Origin of the sequence: Paraclostridium sp. AKS73 (assembly GCF_025671395.1) — a bacterium.
Taxonomy (GTDB): Bacteria; Bacillota; Clostridia; order Peptostreptococcales; family Peptostreptococcaceae; genus Paraclostridium; species Paraclostridium benzoelyticum.
Genome location: NZ_JAIXHU010000022.1, coordinates 26,834 through 48,545 on the forward strand (window position 1 = coordinate 26,834; position 21,712 = coordinate 48,545).

General features: G+C 28.7%; 18 protein-coding genes, 1 tRNA gene, 1 other RNA gene and 2 pseudogenes. 15 read left to right on the forward strand and 7 right to left on the reverse strand.

Annotated elements, in window-relative coordinates; genetic code table 11:
* Positions 1–36 precede the first annotated feature (36 nt).
* The 7 genes and pseudogenes from LEQ07_RS12395 to ssrS all read left to right on the forward strand — a co-directional run bounded on the left by LEQ07_RS12395 (position 37) and on the right by ssrS (position 6,913).
* A pseudogene (locus LEQ07_RS12395) lies at positions 37–2,060 on the forward strand (urocanate hydratase).
* Positions 2,061–2,163: 103 nt separating this feature from the next.
* Positions 2,164–3,057, forward strand: coding sequence for a glutamate formimidoyltransferase (gene ftcD / locus LEQ07_RS12400; protein WP_046824352.1), 894 nt, complete (start codon positions 2,164–2,166; stop codon positions 3,055–3,057).
* Positions 3,058–3,062: 5 nt separating this feature from the next.
* Positions 3,063–4,349, forward strand: a complete 1,287-nt coding sequence (gene hutI, locus LEQ07_RS12405) for an imidazolonepropionase (protein WP_046824353.1) — start codon at positions 3,063–3,065, stop codon at positions 4,347–4,349.
* A 34-nt stretch (positions 4,350–4,383) separates the two neighbouring features.
* Positions 4,384–5,052 (forward strand): cyclodeaminase/cyclohydrolase family protein, encoded by a 669-nt coding sequence (locus LEQ07_RS12410; RefSeq protein WP_263330872.1) that lies wholly within the window; start codon positions 4,384–4,386, stop codon positions 5,050–5,052.
* Between the two features lie 698 nt (positions 5,053–5,750).
* A complete protein-coding gene (locus LEQ07_RS20170) occupies positions 5,751–6,257 on the forward strand; it encodes a hypothetical protein (RefSeq protein ID WP_317852077.1) in 507 nt (168 codons plus the stop codon).
* A gap of 64 nt (positions 6,258–6,321) precedes the next feature.
* A complete protein-coding gene (locus LEQ07_RS20175; RefSeq protein ID WP_317852078.1) occupies positions 6,322–6,642 on the forward strand; it encodes a hypothetical protein in 321 nt (106 codons plus the stop codon).
* A gap of 84 nt (positions 6,643–6,726) precedes the next feature.
* A non-coding RNA gene (gene ssrS / locus LEQ07_RS12420) (6S RNA) lies at positions 6,727–6,913 on the forward strand.
* Between the two features lie 37 nt (positions 6,914–6,950).
* Here ssrS and LEQ07_RS12425 read toward each other — a convergent pair.
* A complete protein-coding gene (locus LEQ07_RS12425; protein WP_046821472.1) occupies positions 6,951–7,967 on the reverse strand; it encodes a hypothetical protein in 1,017 nt (338 codons plus the stop codon).
* A 511-nt stretch (positions 7,968–8,478) separates the two neighbouring features.
* On the opposite strand from LEQ07_RS12425, the gene LEQ07_RS12430 reads away from it, so the two are divergent.
* Positions 8,479–9,312 carry a hypothetical protein gene (locus LEQ07_RS12430; RefSeq protein WP_263330874.1) on the forward strand — a complete coding sequence of 278 codons (834 nt, stop codon included), beginning with the start codon at positions 8,479–8,481 and terminating at the stop codon, positions 9,310–9,312.
* 67 nt (positions 9,313–9,379) lie between these two features.
* Here LEQ07_RS12430 and LEQ07_RS12435 read toward each other — a convergent pair whose 3' ends face one another.
* From LEQ07_RS12435 to LEQ07_RS12445, 3 genes are all read right to left on the reverse strand, one after another.
* Positions 9,380–9,973 (reverse strand): hypothetical protein, encoded by a 594-nt coding sequence (locus LEQ07_RS12435; protein WP_263330876.1) that lies wholly within the window; start codon positions 9,971–9,973, stop codon positions 9,380–9,382.
* A gap of 13 nt (positions 9,974–9,986) precedes the next feature.
* Positions 9,987–11,318, reverse strand: coding sequence for an oligosaccharide flippase family protein (locus tag LEQ07_RS12440; RefSeq protein WP_152650737.1), 1,332 nt, complete (start codon positions 11,316–11,318; stop codon positions 9,987–9,989).
* Positions 11,319–11,420: 102 nt separating this feature from the next.
* The gene (locus LEQ07_RS12445) at positions 11,421–12,233 is read right to left on the reverse strand and encodes a histidinol-phosphatase HisJ family protein (protein ID WP_046821468.1); all 813 of its coding nucleotides are present in this window, start codon (positions 12,231–12,233) and stop codon (positions 11,421–11,423) included.
* Between the two features lie 115 nt (positions 12,234–12,348).
* On the opposite strand from LEQ07_RS12445, the gene LEQ07_RS20180 reads away from it, so the two are divergent.
* From LEQ07_RS20180 to LEQ07_RS12460, 4 genes are all read left to right on the forward strand, one after another.
* Positions 12,349–13,029, forward strand: a complete 681-nt coding sequence (locus tag LEQ07_RS20180; protein ID WP_317852079.1) for an aminotransferase-like domain-containing protein — start codon at positions 12,349–12,351, stop codon at positions 13,027–13,029.
* Positions 13,030–13,049: 20 nt separating this feature from the next.
* Positions 13,050–13,586 carry a PLP-dependent aminotransferase family protein gene (locus LEQ07_RS20185; RefSeq protein ID WP_317852080.1) on the forward strand — a complete coding sequence of 179 codons (537 nt, stop codon included), beginning with the start codon at positions 13,050–13,052 and terminating at the stop codon, positions 13,584–13,586.
* Positions 13,587–13,782: 196 nt separating this feature from the next.
* Complete coding sequence (locus LEQ07_RS12455) at positions 13,783–14,001, forward strand: DUF896 domain-containing protein (RefSeq protein WP_021428585.1); 219 nt, start codon at positions 13,783–13,785, stop codon at positions 13,999–14,001.
* A gap of 78 nt (positions 14,002–14,079) precedes the next feature.
* The gene (locus LEQ07_RS12460) at positions 14,080–15,474 is read left to right on the forward strand and encodes an aminopeptidase (protein WP_046821466.1); all 1,395 of its coding nucleotides are present in this window, start codon (positions 14,080–14,082) and stop codon (positions 15,472–15,474) included.
* Between the two features lie 19 nt (positions 15,475–15,493).
* Here LEQ07_RS12460 and LEQ07_RS12465 read toward each other — a convergent pair whose 3' ends face one another.
* Together LEQ07_RS12465 and LEQ07_RS12470 are read right to left on the reverse strand one after the other, a co-directional pair.
* Positions 15,494–16,048, reverse strand: a complete 555-nt coding sequence (locus tag LEQ07_RS12465; protein WP_263330891.1) for a LysR substrate-binding domain-containing protein — start codon at positions 16,046–16,048, stop codon at positions 15,494–15,496.
* Positions 16,045–16,416, reverse strand: a complete 372-nt coding sequence (locus tag LEQ07_RS12470) for a LysR family transcriptional regulator (protein WP_263330878.1) — start codon at positions 16,414–16,416, stop codon at positions 16,045–16,047. Before LEQ07_RS12470 ends, LEQ07_RS12465 begins: the two co-directional genes overlap by 4 nt.
* Positions 16,417–16,675: 259 nt before the next feature.
* On the opposite strand from LEQ07_RS12470, the gene LEQ07_RS12475 reads away from it, so the two are divergent.
* The 3 genes and pseudogenes from LEQ07_RS12475 (at position 16,676) to LEQ07_RS12485 (ending at position 21,232) form a co-directional block, all read left to right on the forward strand.
* Complete coding sequence (locus LEQ07_RS12475) at positions 16,676–17,329, forward strand: hypothetical protein (protein WP_263330880.1); 654 nt, start codon at positions 16,676–16,678, stop codon at positions 17,327–17,329.
* A gap of 139 nt (positions 17,330–17,468) precedes the next feature.
* A pseudogene (nifJ, locus tag LEQ07_RS12480) lies at positions 17,469–20,995 on the forward strand (pyruvate:ferredoxin (flavodoxin) oxidoreductase).
* Between the two features lie 111 nt (positions 20,996–21,106).
* The gene (locus LEQ07_RS12485) at positions 21,107–21,232 is read left to right on the forward strand and encodes an alpha/beta-type small acid-soluble spore protein (protein ID WP_263330881.1); all 126 of its coding nucleotides are present in this window, start codon (positions 21,107–21,109) and stop codon (positions 21,230–21,232) included.
* Between the two features lie 285 nt (positions 21,233–21,517).
* Here LEQ07_RS12485 and LEQ07_RS12490 read toward each other — a convergent pair.
* Positions 21,518–21,604 (reverse strand) — tRNA-Leu (locus LEQ07_RS12490).
* Between the last annotated feature and the right edge of the window lie 108 nt (positions 21,605–21,712).

Genomic DNA, 21,712 nt, shown 5'->3' on the forward strand with positions numbered 1-21,712 from the left:
AAGGGAGTAGATGTTATGGTTACTTTAGAAAAAGTTATGAATGTTACAAATGAAGAAATTAAAGATGCAATGACTATAAAATTAGATTATATACCAAGTGAAATACCACAATTTATAGATGGGATAAGAAGGGCTCCAAAAAGAGAGGCAAAATTATCTCAATCAGATATAAAATTAGCATTAAACAATGCATTAAGATATATACCAGAAGAATATCATGAAAAATTAGCTCCAGAATTTTTAAATGAATTAATGACTACTGGAAGAATTTATGGATATAGATTTAGACCAGAAGGTAACATAAAAGCAAAAACAATAGATGAATATAAAGGAAAATGTACTGAAGCTAGAGCATTCCAAGTAATGATAGACAATAACTTGGACTTTGATATAGCGTTATATCCATATGAGTTAGTTACTTATGGTGAAACAGGTCAAGTATTCCAAAACTGGATGCAGTACAATTTGATTAAAAAATATTTAGAAGTAATGAATCAAGATCAAACACTAGTAATACAGTCAGGGCATCCTGTAGGATTATTTAAATCTAAACCAGATGCACCTAGAGTAATAATAAGTAATGGTTTAATGATAGGAATGTTTGATAATCAAGAGGAATGGAAAAGAGCAGCAGCTATAGGTGTATCTAATTATGGTCAAATGACAGCTGGAGGATGGATGTATATAGGCCCACAAGGTATAGTTCATGGTACTTACTCAACATTATTAAATGCTGGAAGATTAATACTTGGAATACCAGAAAAAGATGATTTAGCTGGAAAGCTATTTGTAACTTCAGGACTTGGAGGAATGAGTGGAGCTCAAGGAAAAGCTGTAGAAATCGCTGGAGGAGTAGGTATAATAGCTGAAGTTGATTATTCAAGAATAGAAACTAGATACACTCAAGGATGGGTAAGTAAAGTTGCTAAAACATGTGAAGAGGCATTTATGTTAGCTAAAGAATGTATAGATAAAAAAGAAGCTTGTGCAATAGCTTATAATGGGAACATAGTGGACTTATTAGAATATGCAGTAGAAAAAGATATACATATAGATTTATTATCAGATCAAACATCTTGTCATGCCGTTTATGATGGAGGCTATTGTCCTCAAGGTATAACTTTTGAAGAAAGAACAAAACTTTTAGCTAAGGATAAAGATAAGTTTGTACAATTAGTAGATGAAACTCTAAAGGCTCACTTTAAAGTTATTCAAAAATTAACAAATAAAGGAAGTTATTTCTTTGATTACGGAAATAGTTTTATGAAAGCTATTTATGATGCTGGATGCCAAGAGATATCTAAAAATGGAGTAGATGAAAAAGATGGATTTATATTCCCATCATATGTTGAAGATATATTAGGGCCTCAACTTTTTGACTATGGATATGGTCCATTTAGATGGGTATGTTTAAGTGGTAAAAAAGAAGATTTAATAAAAACTGATAAGGCGGCTATGGACTGTATAGACCCGAACAGGAGATATCAAGATAGAGATAACTGGATATGGATAAGAGATGCTGAAAAAATGGTTTAGTTGTAGGATCTCAGGCTAGAATACTTTATCAAGATGCTATGGGAAGAACTAATATAGCTCTTAAGTTCAATGAAATGGTAAGAAAAGGAGAGATAGGACCTGTTATGCTAGGTAGAGACCATCATGATGTGTCAGGAACAGATTCTCCATTTAGAGAAACATCTAACATAAAAGATGGAAGTAATATAATGGCAGATATGGCTACTCATTGCTTTGCGGGTAATGCAGCTAGAGGAATGAGTTTAATAGCTCTACATAATGGTGGTGGAGTAGGAATAGGAAAATCTATAAATGGTGGATTTGGAATGGTTCTTGATGGATCTCATAGAGTAGATGAAATATTAAGAACAGCTATGCCTTGGGATGTTATGGGAGGAGTTGCTAGACGTGCTTGGGCTAGAAATGAAAATTCTATAACAACGGTTATGGAATACAACAAAATGTGTTATGGTCAAGACCATATAACACTACCATATATAGTAGATGAAGATTTAATAAATCAGGTTATAGAGGCAAGTAAATAATAAGGTTAAAATTTTAAGTTACTGCGCTTATTGCGCTAGCGTAGTAACTTAAAATTTATATATAACATAACTATTAAAATTAGAATATAGGGGGAGAATTAATATGGCTATAGTGCAATGTGTACCTAATTTTAGTGAAGGTAGGGATTTAGAAAAAATTGAAAAGATAGTATCACCACTTAGAGGAAAAGAGGGCGTTAAGCTTTTAAACTATGAAGCAGACAAGGATTACAATAGAGTAGTAGTTACTGTTATAGGTGAGCCTAAGGCAGTTAAAAATGCAGTGTTAGAGTCTATAGGAGTAGCTAAAGATGTAATAGATATGAATACTCATAAAGGACAACATTCTAGATTTGGAGCTACAGATGTTTGCCCATTTATACCTATAAAAGGTATGACAATGGATGAAGCTGTAGAGCTTGCGAAAGAGTTAGGTGAAGATGTTGCAAGATTATATGATATACCAGTGTTTTTGTATGAATGTGCAGCTTCAAAACCTGAAAGGGAAAATCTAGCTAAGGTAAGAAAAGGAGAGTATGAAGGATTAGATGCTAAGTTTGAAGATTCTAATTGGGCACCTGATTTTGGACAAGCTAAAAAGCATCCCAATGCAGGTGCTATAGCTATAGGAGCTAGAAAACCTTTAATAGCTTATAATATAAACTTAGATACTCCAAATATAGATATAGCATCAAGCATAGCAAAAACTATAAGACACTCAAGTGGAGGATATAGATTTATAAAAGCTGGTCCTGTAGAGATACCAGAAAGAGGAATAACTCAGGTTACTATGAATTTAACTGATTATTCTAAAACTGCTATGTATAGAGCTTTTGAAGCTGTAAAAATGGAAGCTAAAAGATATGGGGTTAATGTAATGGGAAGTGAAATAGTAGGGCTTTGTCCTATGGAAGCTTTAGTTGACTGTGCTTCTTATTATTTAGGACTTGAAAATTTCTCTTTAGATAAAGTTCTAGAGACTAGTTTAATGGAGTAGAATATATGGTTGCGGATATAATTATTAAAAATATAGGAAAACTAGCTACTATGAAAGGTAATGAGCCTTTTATAGGAAAAGCGATGAATGATATAGAAATAATAGAAAATGCATATGTTGCGATAAAAGATGGTAGATTTTGTGATATAGGAATAGATGATGGTTATAAACATCTAATAAATCAAAATACAGAAATTAAAGATGCAGAAGGAAAACTAGTAACTCCAGGGCTTATAGATGCACACACACATCTAGTTCATGGAGGAAGTAGAGAGAATGAATTTGCAAAAAAACTTGCAGGAGTGCCTTATTTAGAAATATTAAAAAGTGGAGGAGGAATATTAAGTACAGTAAAAAGCACTAAAAGTTCTACATTTAAAGAACTATATGAAAAAGCATATAAAAGCTTAGATAGAATGTTAGAGTTTGGGGTAACTACGGTAGAAGCAAAAAGTGGATATGGGTTAGAAATAGGTACAGAAATAAAACAATTAGAGGTAGCTAAAGCTTTAGGCGAAAAACATCCTATAGATTTAGTTAGTACGTTTTTGGGTGCTCACGCGATTCCTGTTGAATATAAAAAAAATCCAGATGAATTTGTGGATATTTTGATAAATGAAATGATGCCAAAAGTTAAGGAGCTAGATTTGGCTGAATTTTGCGATGTATTTTGCGAGGATGAAGTATTTGATATAAAACAGACTAGAAAAATATTTAAAAGAGCAAACGAACTAGGGTACAAGTTAAAAATACACGCGGATGAAATAGTTTCTTTAGGTGGAGCTGAACTTTCAGCTGAAATGGGATGTATATCAGCTGATCACTTAATGGCAGCTAGTGATAATGGGATAATGTTAATGGCTGATAAAGGTGTTATTGCCAATATCCTTCCAGGTACATCTTTTAACCTAAACAAAAATTATGCTGATGCTAGAAAAATGATAAACTCTGGAGTTGCAGTGTCTTTATCTAGCGATTATAATCCAGGAAGTTGTCCTAGTGAAAATCTTCAGTTTGTAATGCAGTTAGGTTGTCTAGGGCTTAAAATGACTCCTAATGAGGTTTTAAGTGGTGTTACAATAAATGCTGCATGTGCAATAGATAGACAAAGTGAAATTGGATCAATTGAAATAGGAAAAAAAGCTGATTTAGTAATATTTGACGCTCCAAATATAGAGTACTTAATGTATCATTTTGGTATAAACCATACACATTGTGTATATAAAAATGGAGAGCTTGTTGTGAATAATAAACAAATACTAAATAAAGAAACTGAGAGCATTTTAAGTTAGTTATTAGTAAAAATCTTTAAGGGAGGATTTTAATATGAAATTAGTTGAAATGACGGTAGAAGATTTTTCAAAAGAAGTAGATTCAAACTCTCCTGCGCCAGGTGGAGGTTCAGTTTCAGCACTAGCATCAAATATAGGTGTAAGTTTAGCTAGGATGATGGCAAACTTAAGTTTTGGAAAGAAAAAATATGAGAGTTTGGATGAAGAGATAAGAAAAGAATTTACAGAAAGATTTAATAAGCTAGGAGATATAAGAGAAGAATTATTAATGTTAGTAGACAAAGATACTGAATCATTTGATGCATATATGAAAGCATTAAAAATGCCTAAAGAAACAGACGAAGAAAAAATGGTTAGAAAAGAATCTATAAAACGTGCAACTGAATTTTCTATAGAGGTACCTTTTAAAACGGCATCGATATCTTTAGAATCTCTAGAACTGTTAAGTTTTATGGCTAAGTATGGAAATCAAAATGCAATTACAGATATAGGAGTAGGAACGCTTCTTATATACACAGGTATAGAAGGTGCTATACTTAATGTTAAAGTGAATCTACTTGGATTAGATGATGAGGCTATGATAAGTGAGTATACTAAAAATTGTAATAGTATATTAAATAAAGCTTGTGAGATTAAAGATGAGATACTTGGAAATATACATAATGATCTAAATCCAATTAAAAGCGTAAAAAATGTAACCTAATATAGGTTACATTTTTTACTTATATATTTATTCGTCTTGTTTTTTACTTTTTTTACAATTTTTTTAACTTTTTTACTTGGAGAGCTTTCTTCAGTTGTTTTTCAGATTTACCAGACTTACCAGATTTAGATTTTTTCTTGCTATCAGATTTGTTTGAATTAGAATTCTTAGAATTCTTAGAGTTTTTAGAATCTTTACTTGGTTGGTCTGAAGACTTAGATTTTTCAATTTTTTACTATTTATCTTATCTTGAGCTTCAGCAGCAGAAATTTTAGTCATTATGCTATCTATTTTTTCTTTGATTATCATCTAAAAAAGTTTTAAACTTTTCAACAACCTCTTCTTTTCCTTGAAGAGTTTGCCTATTTTAATAAGTTCATCCATAAGTTCATCTTCTGATTTATCTTTATATCCATCTGCTATTTCTTCGATTTTGCCTTTATCAATATTTTTTCCTTTGCGAATTTTCCATAGCTTCTTTATCTATTTTTTCATAAAAGCACCTCTTTCAATAATATATATTTGATTATGTTCATATTATTTATATATAGAAGTATCTAATAAATTATGATTAATAATATGAAAAATAAAAAATACCTATAAATAATATATATGCGAATTTATAAAAAAAGTAACAATAATAGTAAATAAAACATAGTTTATATATTAGGAGTAGTATATAGTAAGGGGTGACAAAGGTGAACAGTTTACTATTTATATTAGGGATGGTAGCTTTAAGTAATGGAAGTATATCATTGTCAGACAATAAAACTGGTAGTTTAGATATAAATCAAGAAATGGCAAGTATGAGGTCAAAATTAAATAAGAAAAATAATAAAATCAAATTAAAAAACAAATTAAGACCCAAAAATATTGAAGATGAAGAAATAGACATAGAAGAAGATGAAGATGATTTTGTTGATGAATCTGATTATATAGATCCAGTAGCTAGTTTTAACATAAATGATCTTGATAAAGGAATGAAAATGTTAGAATTAAGTGATGATGATTTAGATAGAGGGTTGGAAATAATAACTAGAACTAAAAAATATATGGATAAAGATGAAAGAAAAGTATTAATAAAAATAGAGAGCGTTTTAGATTTAGTAAGAGGAATAAAAAAACTTAGTAGTGTTGATTTGGTTGATAATGAAGATGAATCAGATTTCTTTAGAAGCATGGAAGAAGAAGATAAAAAAATATGATGATTAAAGAAATAATAGAAGTTTTCCAGAAAGCAAAAAAGAATCTGTAGAGAGAGCCATAGATATGAAAAAGAAAATTGAGCTATTTGCAGAACTGTTCTTACCTGATGATATAGGAGAAGAAAATAGTTCTGGATTTAGTTTAAGTTCATTAGCTAGCATAAATAATATAGGCAGTTTAAATAACTTGAAACTTTTAGGAAATCTTTTAAGAAGTGATAATAAACAGAGCAATTATACAAAAAATAATAAATATGATTATATAAATAAAGAAGAAAATGAGGAAGAAGAGGAAGAAAATGATTTTGAAGATCTATTAGATGAAGATGAAAACTATGAAACAGATGACTATATAGACTATGATTATGTAAGGATAGATAAATAAAAGTAGAAAAAGAACGAAAAATTTATAAATTTGCTAACGAAAAATGCTTTTAAAAATTTGAAATTTATTATATAATAAAAATATGAAATCCTGGGGCATGCGACAGTGCCTATTTAAATTCAACCGACAAAGTTTGAACGGGAGTATGAGTTTAGCGGTGGATAAAATGCCCCTTCATAATTATGGGGGACTTTAAAAACTGCTAGTAGTACACCCACCTGGGAGATTCTCGGGTATGAATTTAAAGGGCCATCGGTGTTTCGGGGTAAAAAAGTATTGTGATTTTCACAATACTTTTTTTATTATTATTAATTGTAGAAGTTACCTAATATTCCAAATGGGTCTTTACTTACAAAAACATTAGTAGATATATAATCCTTATCAGGCATATAATTAGATTTGAAACAAGCTCTTATAAACTTATCATTTATGCTAAATTCATCCTCATATGATTCACTCCAATTACACCCTAAATCATCAGAATAGGAAGTATATAAAATATTTTTATAAACATAAGATATGAATATTGAAGAGTTATATTTTAATATAGATGGATATAAATATAAAGATCCATCTGTTATGAATTTATTAACATTTTCATCAAATGAATTGTTATTTAGATATCCATTTAAGTATTTAATATTATATTTAAATTCATTGCTTTCACAAAATGTTATGTGATAGAAGTTAAGTTTATCTTTTAGAACAGATAAATAAATTTTATTTTCTAAAGAATTAGTTATACATATTGGATCATTCCAACTTAGGTTACTTAAATTAAAACTGCTGCAATAAACCTGTGGAAATTCATCATTCTCCTTGAAATAAAAAATTGTTGGAACTTTTTCATTAAAATAAATTGTAAAATTATCCAATACAGGCAAGTTTATAAAATCAACTTTATTTTCAAACCATTGTTTACCATTATTATAATGGTGGAATAAGATAGTAGTGGCACAATCTTTGTTAGTTAGATAGTAAAATATATGTATTGTATTATTTATAAATTTTATGCATGGAAACGTAATAGTATAATTTTCATAGTCATAATCTATTGTATGTAGAGTTAAAAATTTACTACTATCATTATTTAGTTTTAAAATGTTTATTTTAAAATCTGAAAAAATTCCATATACATTGTCATTTGAATCTATATCAAAATAATAACTAGAAAAATCAATAGGAACAAGTGTTATACTTTCAGAATGAACCATTGAATCGCTATTTTTAAAATATTTATAGCTTAGTCCATTTTCGCTTTTTATAAGTATCATATCTTTATTAGATTTTCTTATAACATATGAACATTCATTAAAAAATCCCATAACTACCTCCTAAAATATATATTCTATAAATATATATTAATTCAGCAGTAAATTATTCTAATAAGAATTAATTAATAAAAGACTAATTAAGTAACAATTAGCAAAATACATGCATATTATTAATTAGGCATAAACAAGAGCCTACATTTTAATAAGACAATCAAAGGGGAGGCCAAAACTGAATGAAGGATTTAATGAGAGCCAAAAAAGTAGTTAACAAAAGAGTAATACAGCCTAATCAGAATATAGATTCAGGAAGAAGCTATATAGAAAGAATGAAATAGAAGAGGAACTAAGAGGATGTAAACCACAATGCCATCCATATATACAATGTGATTGTAATAATGAATGCAATAATGATTGCAATCATCATAATCATAATTGTGGATGTAATCCAGGATGCTGTGATTGCAAAGATGAAGATTGTACAGACAATTGCTTCCCAAACCCTTGTCCAGAAGAGTGTAGTCATCCTTTAGTACCACCTAAATTTTCAACATCACAAGCAGTATTGTATCCAATAGAAACTAACAGAATATATGACACTATAATGTTTAGAGTATTTACAGATGGTAAAATGACGAATGGAGAAGATTTGAACTTTGACTATGAATTAGGTAGTTTACGTGGACCATTACCAAACTCTACTCAAACTAATGCTACAATAGAAAAAGTTTGTATAAATTATACAAGCATAAAAATTAATCCAGGAACAACATCTTTAGAAAATTTAAGCATTGATGAAGTTGATAAACATGGTAAAAAATGTAAATCAGTTTTTGAATACAATGTTTGTGGTCAATTAAATAGATGCTGCAACGATAAGTGTTTGGGACAAAATGTAATGTATAAACAAAAAGGGTTAAATGTGCTAGTTAAAGATTTAGAAATAGAATTAATAGGTAGATTTGGATGTTCTGAGTTTACTGCTATAGCTACACCAGTTGGTAAGTGCCATAAAGGCGATGAATCAAATGATGTAGTATTCTATTTTAATACTTTATCAAGCGACTTAGTAGTTCCAGCAGATGGAAGAGGATTTACGCTAAGACAAGATTTCCAAACTCAATTAACAGTTGATTGTATAGGAAAAGCAATAATAACTCAACACATAGTAAATAACAAACCTTGTTATGAGTTGCAAATTCCTAATGGCATAGACTTAGTATTATGCTTACAAAATATAGTTAGTGTATTAATAGAAGAACAAATAGTAGTTTTAGGTGGACCTACAAGAATAAAACCTAGATTAGTAGATACATTTGGTAATGTTTGTGACTTCTCTCAATTCAATGGAAATTGTGAAGAAAAATATGACCACTGCCATAATGATAATAAGTGCTAATTAAAAAATATATACACTAAGACTTAAAATAAAAAGAGCATTGATAAAATCAATGCTCTTTTTATTTTTAATATTTTATAGTATCACAGTATTTAAATAGAATGTTACTAGTTTTTATATTTGAAAAGTGAGACCAGTCTTTTTTATTATCATTATAAACCATGGATTCTAAGTCTATTTTGTTTTTTGACTTAACGTAGTATGAACATATAATATGGTTATTTGACACGTTAATAGTATAAAGAGGCAATCTACTTTTAAAAGCATTTTTAATATCGAATTCTATAAGTTCATTATTATAAAAGCTATAGTTTAAATGATATATATTATGATAATGTTTGTTTATAGACTTAGAAAAAAACACATTTATAGAGTCATTTAATAAGTACATCGAAAGTTTAGAAACTTTTTTCGAACTAACATTTAATTTAAATGATGATATTAAGTTTAATGAATTATTAGTGTAAGTGTAATAATAAAAGTAGTTTTTTAAGTCGATAAAGCAAATATGAATGTCGTTATAATTATCGATTAGAGCTGAGTATAAATAGACATTATTTGAAATACCTTCAATTTTGTTTGTATAGTTTTTTATGTATAAACAATTATTTTTATTGAAAATAGATACAGCCAAATTCGCATCTTTATTTAGAATAATCATAAAAGTAACCACCTTAGTATAATGATTTTAAAGATTTAAATAAAACATGAGAATTAAATGCAAAAGTTATGATAGGAACTACTGTAAGAATTAATATATAGCCCCATAAGCCCACATCTGGGATTGGAAGTATAAAGTATAGGCAAAGTGTTTGTATAATCATAGAGGTGATTCCTATAACGCTAGCAATAAACTCTTTTCCAATAGAATGAAGAATACCAGAAATAACATGATTTAAACTTAAGAATAAAGGGACTAAGCACATGTATTTTAAATAAAATCCTGCAACCTTATTTTTAAATGTATATAAGCAAATTTTTTCTCCAAATAAATAAAACATTAAAGAACATAGAAATCCCATAACAAGAGTGAGAATTAAAGCAAATAATATTTTGCTTTTTATAGATTTAATATTTTTTCTGCTTACATCCAATGATATGCTAGGTATTATATTTACAACTAACGCAGAAACTAGCATAAATGGAAGATAAACAAAAGGAAATACCATACCTGCAATAGTTCCATAGATTCCTAAAGCTGTCGTATATGTAATTCCGGAAAGGGCTAGCCTAGATGGAATAATCATAGAACTAATAGAATTTAGAACTATATTAGACATACGATTACAGGTAATAGGTATTGACATTCTAACTGTATCATATGAGGATTTCATAAACTCTTTTATATCTATAGTGTACCTATTGTCTATATATGGTTTGCGAGCTAATCCTAGTGTCATGAATGCTAAACTTATACACTCACCTATTGATATACCTATTATTGCAGATAAACAGATCAAAGTTGGATCATTAAAGTTTTTTACTATCAAATAAACAAAAATAATTTTTGAAATTTGTTCTAAAACTTGAGAGATAGCAGGTATATCAACTTGTTTTATTCCATAATAGTATCCTCTGACAATATTTGAAAGTGTTATAGCTATTATTGATGGACAAAGAGCAAGTATAAATATAGAACTATTATTGCTATGTAATAATTTGAGAGATAAAGATTGAGAACTAATTGACACAAACAAAGCAATAATTGATGCTATGAAAAATGATATATATATTGCCGATATAAAAAGTGAATTTGTACTATGTTTATCATTAAATGCTTTTTTTCTTGCAACTAAGCAACTAAGAGCAGTAGGTATACCTGTTGTGGTAAGAGCTATACAAATCATTAAAAAGTTAAATACCATGTGATATATTCCTAAGTGAACTTCGGATAAATTATTTGACAAAAATATCTTATATAAAAAACCTATTATTCTAACTATGAAATTAGATAAAAAAAGTACTAAAGTTGAATATACAAGATTAGGAATCTTCAAATATATCACCTCCTATCTTAAGTTATATTCAATAATTAATATAAAAATGAAAAAAATAACTCGTATCTAAAAAGATAGAGTTATTTTTTACTTATCAATCTAAGTATATTTTTATTTATTTAAAATGTTTTTTAAACTTATGAACTGAGGCTTCATTTTATCAAAAGTTGATATGTATTTAAATCCAAGTTCATCAAGTTTATTGTATATATAATCAAACTTATAAGCTACTTGAGATGGGATATGAGAATCAGAGCCAGTAGTTATTATTTCCCCTCCAAGTTCTTTATACATTTTTAGTATATAGTTTGAAGGAGTTAAGTCTTTTAGGCCATATCTAAAACATGACGTATTTATTTCGATACCTTTTCCACTATGAATAACTTCTTTTAAAATTGATTCTAATATATCAGAAAAAAGTTTATCATCAAGTTCTTCATTGTAATCTCCATATCTTTTAATTAAATCAAGATGTCCTAAAACAGAATAATCTTTATAATTTTTAACTATATAATATAAAAGTTCATAATATTTTTCATAAGCTTCATATTGAGATTTATTGTTAAAGAAAGTCCCATTGTACAAATCAATCTTATCTATTGCATGCATTGAACAAATAACAAAATCAAATGGATAGTTTTTTATATCATTTGAACACTTTTCTATAATATGAGGTTGCACTCCCATTTCAATTCCTTTTTTTATAGTAATTTGATTTTTAAATTTATCTTTAAGATTATCGATACTTTTTAAGTAAGATATATAGTCTGTTTCAAATGGAACATCACTTATTATGTCGTAATCAACATGATCAGTAAAACAGATTTCCTTTAAGCCTAAATCAATAGATTTTTTGACCATATTTTCCATAGGTGTTTGACTATCTCCGGAAAAGTTTGAATGCATATGATAATCGTAGTACATAATTAGTATCCCCTTTTTTTATAAATTTTGGTATTATATATACATAATAATATCAAATATAGTTATAGGCATCAATAAACACATGTACAACAATATCATTTGAAGTGGTGATTAAATGGATAAATATAAGTTAGTAATAGAAGACAATGGTCCAAAGTATTTACAAATTTATAATCATATAAAAACAATGATTATAAATAATGAAATAGAAGTAAATAAAAAGCTTCCACCTATAAGATCTATAGCAAAGTTATTAAATGTTAATAACACTACAATAGTAAAGGCATATGAATTATTAGAAAAAGAAGGATATGTATATAAAATTATTGGTAGTGGGACATTTGTGTCAGACACTAGAGTAAAAGCTAATAGTGATGAAAACACATCTATGGAAGGAATAATTAGATTTGACAATGGGAATCCTTCAATAGATATGTTTCCAGTAGAAGAGTTTAAAAAATCCATAAATATAGCTCTTGAAAAAGAAGGAAATTCAATGTTTGAATATGATGATGGATTAGGATTTATAAAGTTAAGGTCTAAACTCGTAGAATACTTAAAAACTCTAAATATAAATACTAATAAAGATAATATACAAATTATATCTGGAGCTCAGCAAGGCATAGATATAGTTTGTAAAGGTTTAATAAATTACTCAGATTTAGTATTTGTTGAAGAACCAACTTATAGAGGAGCTCTTGAGGTTTTTAAAAATAGAGGGTCAAAAATTATAAGTATACCGATGTTAGAAGATGGAATAGATATAGGTATACTTAAGTTAAAACTTGAAAAATAAGACCTAAGATTCTTTATACAATGCCTAATTATCAAAATCCAACTGGAATCTCTTACTCAGAATATAAAAAGAAAAAGTTAATTGAACTAGCTGAAAAATATGATTTTTATATATTAGAGGACGATTTTATGAGTGATTTGAAGTTTGAATCAACAGAGCATTTTCCTCTTAGAAGTTATGATGATAAGGGAAGGGTAATTTATATAAAAAGTTTCTCTAAATTGCTTATGCCAGGGATTAGAATCGGGTTAGTAGAAATGCCTAATGAAATTTTAAATAAAATACTATGGGCAAAATATTCGTCAGACATATCAACATCAGGTATAATTCAAAGGTCTATGTATTATTATATGGAAAATTTTAACTGGAACAACTACATAAAGAATGTAGAGGATGCTTATTATAAAAAATTTAGATTAGCACTAGAACTTATACAAAATAAATTAGCTAATAAACTTAAAATAAAAGTACCTACAGGAGGGATAAATTTCTTTCTAGAATTACCAAGAGGATATTCATCAAAAGCATTCAGTAAGTACTTAAGAAAAAAGGAGTAGCTATTTTATCAGGTGGCCATTTCTTTGACACATCTATAGACGATAGATTTTTTAGAATAAATATTGCACAAACAAGCTTAGATGAAATACAAAAGGGAATAGATATAATATCGGATAATATAGATGAATTTTTAAAATGCTACAAAAACATAGAAGAATTTAAAGAAAATAAATTATTTTTTTAGGAGTGAATAATATGAATAACGAATTTGATAAAAAGAAATTAAACAGAATAAATGAATTAGCAAAAAAACATAAAGGTGAAGGTTTAACTGAAGATGAACATAAAGAAAGAGAAGGATTAAGAAAAGAATATTTAGAACATTTTAGAGGTCATTTTAGATCAAGATTAGAAAACATAAAAGTAGTTTCACCAGAGGAATATGAAGAGGCGATGAAAAACAAAAAGAACTAGAAAAATTTAACATTTGACAAATATAAGTGTGCTATAATTATCACGAGGGTATTTTAATAAAGAAAGGGAGTATTAAGTATGAATTTAAGACATGAATTTAAAAATGCATGGGAACAAATTAAAGAAAACAAAGAACTTGATGCTGTGATGAATTACTCAAATGAATATATGAAGTTCCTAGATGTTGGTAAAACAGAAAGAACTTCAGCAAGAGAGATAATAAGACAAGCTAAAGAACATGGTTTTATATCAATAAACGATGCGATGTCATCAGGATGTTTAACTGCAGGTACTAAAGTATATGCAGAAAATAAAGATAAAGGCGTTGCTTTATTTGTAATTGGACAAGAAGAATTACAAAAAGGAATGAGAATTGTTGGGGGACATATAGATTCTCCAAGATTAGATTTAAAACCAAATCCATTATATGAAGATGGAAATTTAGCTCTTTTCAAAACTCACTATTATGGTGGAATAAAAAAATATCAATGGACAGCATTACCACTTGCAATACATGGTGTAGTTATACTACAAGATGGAACTAAAGTTGATATATGTATAGGTGAAGATGATAATGATCCAGTATTTTGCATAACAGATCTATTAATACATTTAGCAGGAGATCAAATGCAAAAAAAATTAGCTGATGGAGTAACTGGAGAAGGATTAAACCTTTTAGTAGGTCATATGCCATTAGAAGGTGAAGAAAAAGATGCAGTTGAAGCTAATGTACTAAAATTATTAAATGAAAAATATAACATGACTCAAAAAGATTTCTTAACAGCTGAGATAGAAATTGTTCCAGCTGGGAAAGCTAGACATTTAGGATTCGATAAAGGGATGGTTATAGCTTATGGTCATGATGATAGAGTTTGTTCATATGCAGCTGTAAAATCTATATTTGATATTGAAAATCCAAAATATACTGCAGTAGCATTATGTGTAGATAAAGAAGAAGTTGGATCTCAAGGAAATACAGGAATGCAATCTAAATTCTTTGAAAATGCAGTAGCAGAACTTATAAACTTACAAGGAGATTATTGCGATCTTAAAGTAAGAAGAGCTATGGCAAATTCAAAAGTTTTATCAGCTGATGTTTCAGCAGGATTTGATCCAACATATCCAGATGTTTTAGATAAGAGAAATGCATGTTTTATGGGACATGGTTTAGCTTTAACTAAATATACAGGAGCAAGAGGTAAAGGTGGATGTAATGATGCTAATGCTGAATTTGCTTCAGAAGTAAGAAGAATATTTGATAAAGCTAATGTTGTTTGGCAAATATCAGAACTTGGTAAAGTTGACCAAGGTGGCGGTGGAACTATCGCTTACATATTAGCTGAATATGGTGCAGAAGTAATAGATTGTGGAGTTGGTGTATTAAACATGCATGCTCCATATGAAATAGTATCTAAAGCAGATATATATGAAATGTATAAAGGATATAAAGCTTTTTATGAAATAGAAGCTTAATATAAAAAAAGATAAGTGATTAATCACTTATCTTTTTTATATGTTCTAAATTAAAATAGTCACACACTCCATCTAAAAATTTATATTCAAGAGGAGTAAAAGCTTTTTTCTTCGAGTATATAAAATAAAATTTTCTATAAAAGTTCATGTTTTTAATTTTATAAAAGTTTAACTTGTTTGAGTTTATATCTTCAATAATTGAAGTATAAGAAACAAAAGAAACTCCAAGCCCTAACTTAACCATTTCTTTTATTGATTCATTGGATTCAACATAAGCAATTGTATCTAAGCTATTAATAGATATTTTGTTTGATTTTAATTTATTAATAACAATACTTTGAGTCCCAGAACCGTCTTTTCTCATTATAAAATTTAAATTATAAAGTTTTTCTATATCAATAAAACCATTTTCATTTTCGATAATCAAACTTTTAGGAGCAATCAAAACTAGCTCATCATCTATTAAATCTATATATTCAATTTGTTTATTATTTACCTTAGAACCTACAAATCCAAAACTTATACGTTCATTTAAAATTTCTGATATAGCATCTTGAGAATCATAACGACTTATACTAAATTTAACATTTGGATAATTAGTATAAAAACTTTTAAAAAGTCAGGAAGTATATATGTTTCAGGTATAGAACTACATGCAAGGTCTATGACCCCTTCGATTTTCCCACTATATTCTTTTATATCATAAACAGCTTTTTTACAATTATTTAAAATATAGATGGCATGTTCATATAATATTTCGCCTGCCTTTGTAAGAGTAATTACTTTATTATTTCTATTAACTAGTACTGTATCAAGGCTTTTTTCAAGATTTTGAATATGGGCACTAACTGTAGGTTGTGTAAGAAAAAGCTCTTTAGCAGCTTTAGAAAAGCTATTATATTTAGCTACAGCTACAAAAACTTCAAGTTGTTTTAAGTCCATAATAATATCCTCCCCCTAAATATGTCCTTAAATATTATAACACACAAAAAAGTATCTAGGATAAAATAAAAATTAAATGTCAATATACGGAATAAGTCTTACAAAAATATTACAATATACCTTTTTAGGTTATTTAATGTAAATAAATAATATATAATTAAATATAAGTAAATTTAGGAGGATTGGTGTATGAAAAAAAGTTTGCTAATTAGCACAATGCTAATAGTCATACTAATGTTCTCAGGATGCAGTATGAAAAGTGAAAAAAAAAGTAGATAAGGCTACTCAACAAAAAAACATGACTAAAATCCAAAATGATGTTAGTGAAGTTATGGGGAAAAATTATGAATATGTTATGGATAATATAGGGGATCCATACATGACAACTTATTATATAAATACAGATAAATACGGAGAATATGAAAATTTAGATAAAGAGGGGATTTTAAAAAATCTAAATATTGAAATGGTATATCCAAAAGATGGGTATGAAAGTAGTGCTTTATATGTAGATATAAGCAAAGATAAAGTTGTTAACGTAGAAAGTGATGAATTTGTGGGAATGTCTTCCGGGTTTGAAGATTTACCAAAAGAAGCGAAATCAGCTAATGTAATAATTGAATTTTACAATGACCAAGCGTTTATCGATGCGAGTAAAGTTGATTTTAAATCAATAAAGACTTATATAGGAAAAAACATCGATGAATTAATAAGAGATACTAGTTTAGATATGCCAAATGCGGTTGCATATAGCAAGAACAAAGAAAAAATGATAAATTATTATATATTAGAAATTAAAAATAATAAAACGACTTTTGTTGTATCAGTAACTGAAGATAAGGGGAAAATATTAGATATAACACAGGTTTCGGATGCTTCATTAATAAAAGAATTAATAAATATGTCAAACTAAAAAATACTCTCTATAGTTTTAATATAGAGAGTATTTTTCTTTGTTTGCTTATAGTATATATAACAAAATAATGTAAATAATAAATTAGTGAGTATAAAACTAAATTACATAATGTAAGTATATATAGGAGGCTTAATTTATGAGTAAACAAATAATTACTATAGATGGAAATACTGCAGCAGCACATGTTGCGTATGCATTTACAGATGTTGCGGCTATATTCCCTATAACTCCATCGTCAACAATGGCTGAAGTCGTAGATGAGTGGGCTGCACAAGGAAGAAAAAATATATTTGGGCAAAAAGTTAGTGTTGTAGAAATGCAGTCAGAAGCAGGAGCAGCAGGGGCATTTCATGGGTCATTACAGTCAGGAGCCCTAACAACAACATTTACAGCATCTCAGGGGTTGCTACTTATGATTCCGAATATGTATAAGGTGTCAGGAGAGTTGCTTCCAGGAGTATTTCATGTAAGTGCAAGAGCTATTGCATCTCAGGCTTTATCTATATTTGGAGACCATCAAGATGTTATGGCAGCAAGACAAACAGGATGTATACTATTAGCGTCAAGTTCTGTTCAAGAAGTTGCAGATATAGCACCAGTTGCTCATTTAGCTGCTATAAAAGGAAGACTTCCAGTTATACATTTCTTTGATGGATTTAGAACATCACACGAAATACAAAAAATAGAAGTTTTAGATTATGAAGACTATGCTAAACTAATAGATCAAAAATCACTACAAGAATTTAGAGAAAGAGCGTTATCTCCAAATCATCCAGTTACAAGAGGTACGGCTCAAAATCCAGATATATATTTCCAAACTAGAGAAGCCTCTAACAAATATTATGAAAATATTGTACCTATAGTTGAAGAGTATATGAATGAAATGAATAAACTTACTGGAAGAAACCATGGTTTATTTGATTACTTTGGTCCAGAAGATGCAAAACACATAATAGTTGCAATGGGATCAGTAACAGAGACTATAGAAGAAACTATAACTTATCTAAATGGACAAGGTGAAAAATATGGATTAGTAAAAGTTCATTTATATAGACCATTCTCTATAAAACATTTTATGGATGCAATACCATCAAGTGTAGAAAGAATTTGTGTTTTAGATAGAACAAAAGAACCAGGATCTATAGGCGAACCATTATACTTAGATGTTAAATCAGCATTCTATGAAAATGAAAAAACACCTATGATAATTGGAGGAATATATGGACTTGGATCTAAAGATACGACACCAGCAGATATAAAAGCTGTATATGAAAATTTAAAATCTAGCAATCCTAAAAATCAATTTACAGTAGGTATAGTAGATGATGTAACTAATAAATCTATAGATGTGGATAGGAATTTCAAAATAAGTCAAGAAGGAACTATAAGATGCAAGTTCTGGGGATTAGGATCAGATGGTACAGTTGGAGCTAATAAACAAGCTATAAAAATAATAGGTAATAATACTGATATGTTTGCTCAAGCATACTTTGCATATGATTCAAAAAAATCTGGTGGTATCACAATGTCTCACTTAAGATTTGGTAAAACGCCTATAAAATCAACTTATCTTATAGATGAAGCTGATTATATTGCTTGTCACAATCAATCTTATGTAACAGAGTATGATTTATTAAAAGGGCTTAAAAAAGGTGGAGTATTTGTACTTAACTGTATATGGAGTAAAGATGAATTAGAACATCATTTACCAGCTAGAATTAAAAAATATATAGCTGAAAATAATATAGAATTTTATACTGTAAATGCAACTAAAATTGCACAGGAAATAGGTCTTGGCAATAGAATAAATATGATAATGCAATCTGCATTTTTCAAATTAGCAAAAATAATACCAGAACAAGATGCTATAGATCATTTAAAAGATTCTATAAAAAAAGCATACGGCAAAAAAGGTGAAAAAATAGTAAATATGAACTATGAAGCAGTTGAAAAAGGTATGGGTTCGATAGTAAAAATAGATATACCGCAAGATTGGAAAACTGCTAAAGATAGAATTGAAGATAGAAATGAGCCAGAATTTATAACAAACATATTAAGACCAATGAATGCACAAGAAGGTGATAATTTACCAGTAAGTGCATTTAACGGAATAGAAGATGGAACATTCCCTAATGGTACAGCAGCATATGAAAAACGTGGAGTCGGAATAAATGTACCTGAATGGATATTAGAAAATTGTATTCAATGTAATCAATGTGCTTATGTTTGTCCACATGCAACTATAAGACCATTTTTATTAAATGAAGAAGAAAGTAACAAAGCTCCTAATAGTTTTGGGACTAAAAAAGCTATAGGTAAAGGATTTGAAGGATTACAATATAGAATGCAAGTCGATACTATGGATTGTACTGGATGTGGGAACTGTGCAGATATATGTCCGGCTAAAGAAAAAGCATTAGTTATGAAACCTCTTGAGTCTCAAACTGAATCAGAAATACCAAATTGGGATTGCAGTATCACAAGTTTCTGATAAAGGGGATATAATGAGCCCAAATAGCGTTAAGGGAAGTCAATTTAGACAACCACTTATAGAATTTTCTGGAGCATGTGCAGGATGTGGAGAAACTCCATATATCAAGTTAGTAACTCAACTATTTGGAGATAGAATGATGATAGCAAATGCAACAGGATGTTCATCTATTTGGGGAGGATCAGCTCCATCGACTCCGTATACTATAAACCATGAAGGGAAAGGACCTGCTTGGGCAAACTCTTTATTTGAAGACAATGCTGAATATGGATATGGTATGTATTTAGGAGTTAAACAAATAAGAAATAGAATAGAAACTTTAATGACAGAACTAGTTGGAATGAATATTGAGGAAGAAAGTAAAAAAGCATTTAACTATTGGTTAGAAAGTAAAAATAATGGATCAGAATCAGCTTGTGCATCAGAAGGTGTAAAAAAGCTATAAATAATATTAAAGAATCAGATGAAAAAATCTCTTGTTTAATAAGTCAAATAAAAGAATTAGAAGATTATCTTGTAAAAAGATCTCAATGGATACTTGGAGGAGATGGATGGGCATATGATATCGGATATGGTGGATTAGATCATGTTCTAGCGTCAGGTGAAGATGTGAATGTTTAGTATTTGATACAGAAATTTATTCAAATACTGGAGGTCAAGCTTCAAAATCAACTCCAGTTGCAGCTATGGCTAAATTTGCAGCTGCAGGTAAGAGAACTAAGAAAAAAGATTTAGGTAGAATGGCAATGACATATGGTAATGTCTATGTGGCACAAGTTTCATTAGGTGCAGATAAAAATCAATTAGTGAAAGCTATAATAGAAGCTGAAAATTATAATGGACCATCACTTATAATATGCTATGCACCATGTATATCTCATGGATTAAAAGAAGGTATGGGTAGAACTATTGCAAATGAAGAACAAGCTGTTAAATGTGGATATTGGCATTTATATAGATTTAATCCGCAATTAAAGGATGAAGGTAAAAATCCATTTACATTAGACTCTAAAGAACCAACAGAAAGTTTTAAAGATTTCTTAATGGGACAAGTTAGATATTCAGCTATAGCTAAACAATTCCCAGATATAGCTCAAGAGTTATTTGACATGACAGAAGAAAATGCAAAAGAAAGATATGAAATATATAAGTTATTATCACAACAAATGTAACTAAAAAAGAGAGAATTTTATTCTCTCTTTTTTCTTATTGAGTTTTTATAGAATAATAATATATTAATTTGCAAACTATATATTAGAAGACACTTTAAGGAGGACATTAAAATGGCGAATAAACCATTAGTGAGTAATGCAAAGCAGGCTTTAAATGAAATGAAATTGGAAATAGCTAATGAATTAGGTCCATTGAATCTTAATGTAGAACAAAGTAATATTTCATTTAATAAATGAAGACATACCTGGGAGTTTAGGAGCAGTTATGTCTAAAAATTAGTTCAATGGGAGAAGAGATTCTGTTAAGAGAATACAATAATAAAAAATAATATTAAATTTTAAATTTAAATTATAAAATTTATTTAAGGTTATTTTAAGCTTTAGGATTTATAATAATCTCATAATAAAATAAAAAACTATCAAAATACTTCCCTTAAAAATCACTTACATAATGTAAGTGATTTTTTATTTTTCAAATAAAAAAGCTTCAACAAAATAGTTGAAGCCCTTCTAAATACTTATTGGTGCCGGTTGTGGGACTTGAACCCACACGGTATTGCTACCAACGGATTTTGAGTCCGCCCCGTCTGCCGATTCCAGCAAACCGGCTCGTTATGATTCTATTATAGCAGTAATAAAAAACGTTTTGCAATATATTTAGCCTTAATATACATTCAATAATATGGTAATATTAAATATAATACGAATTGGTAATAA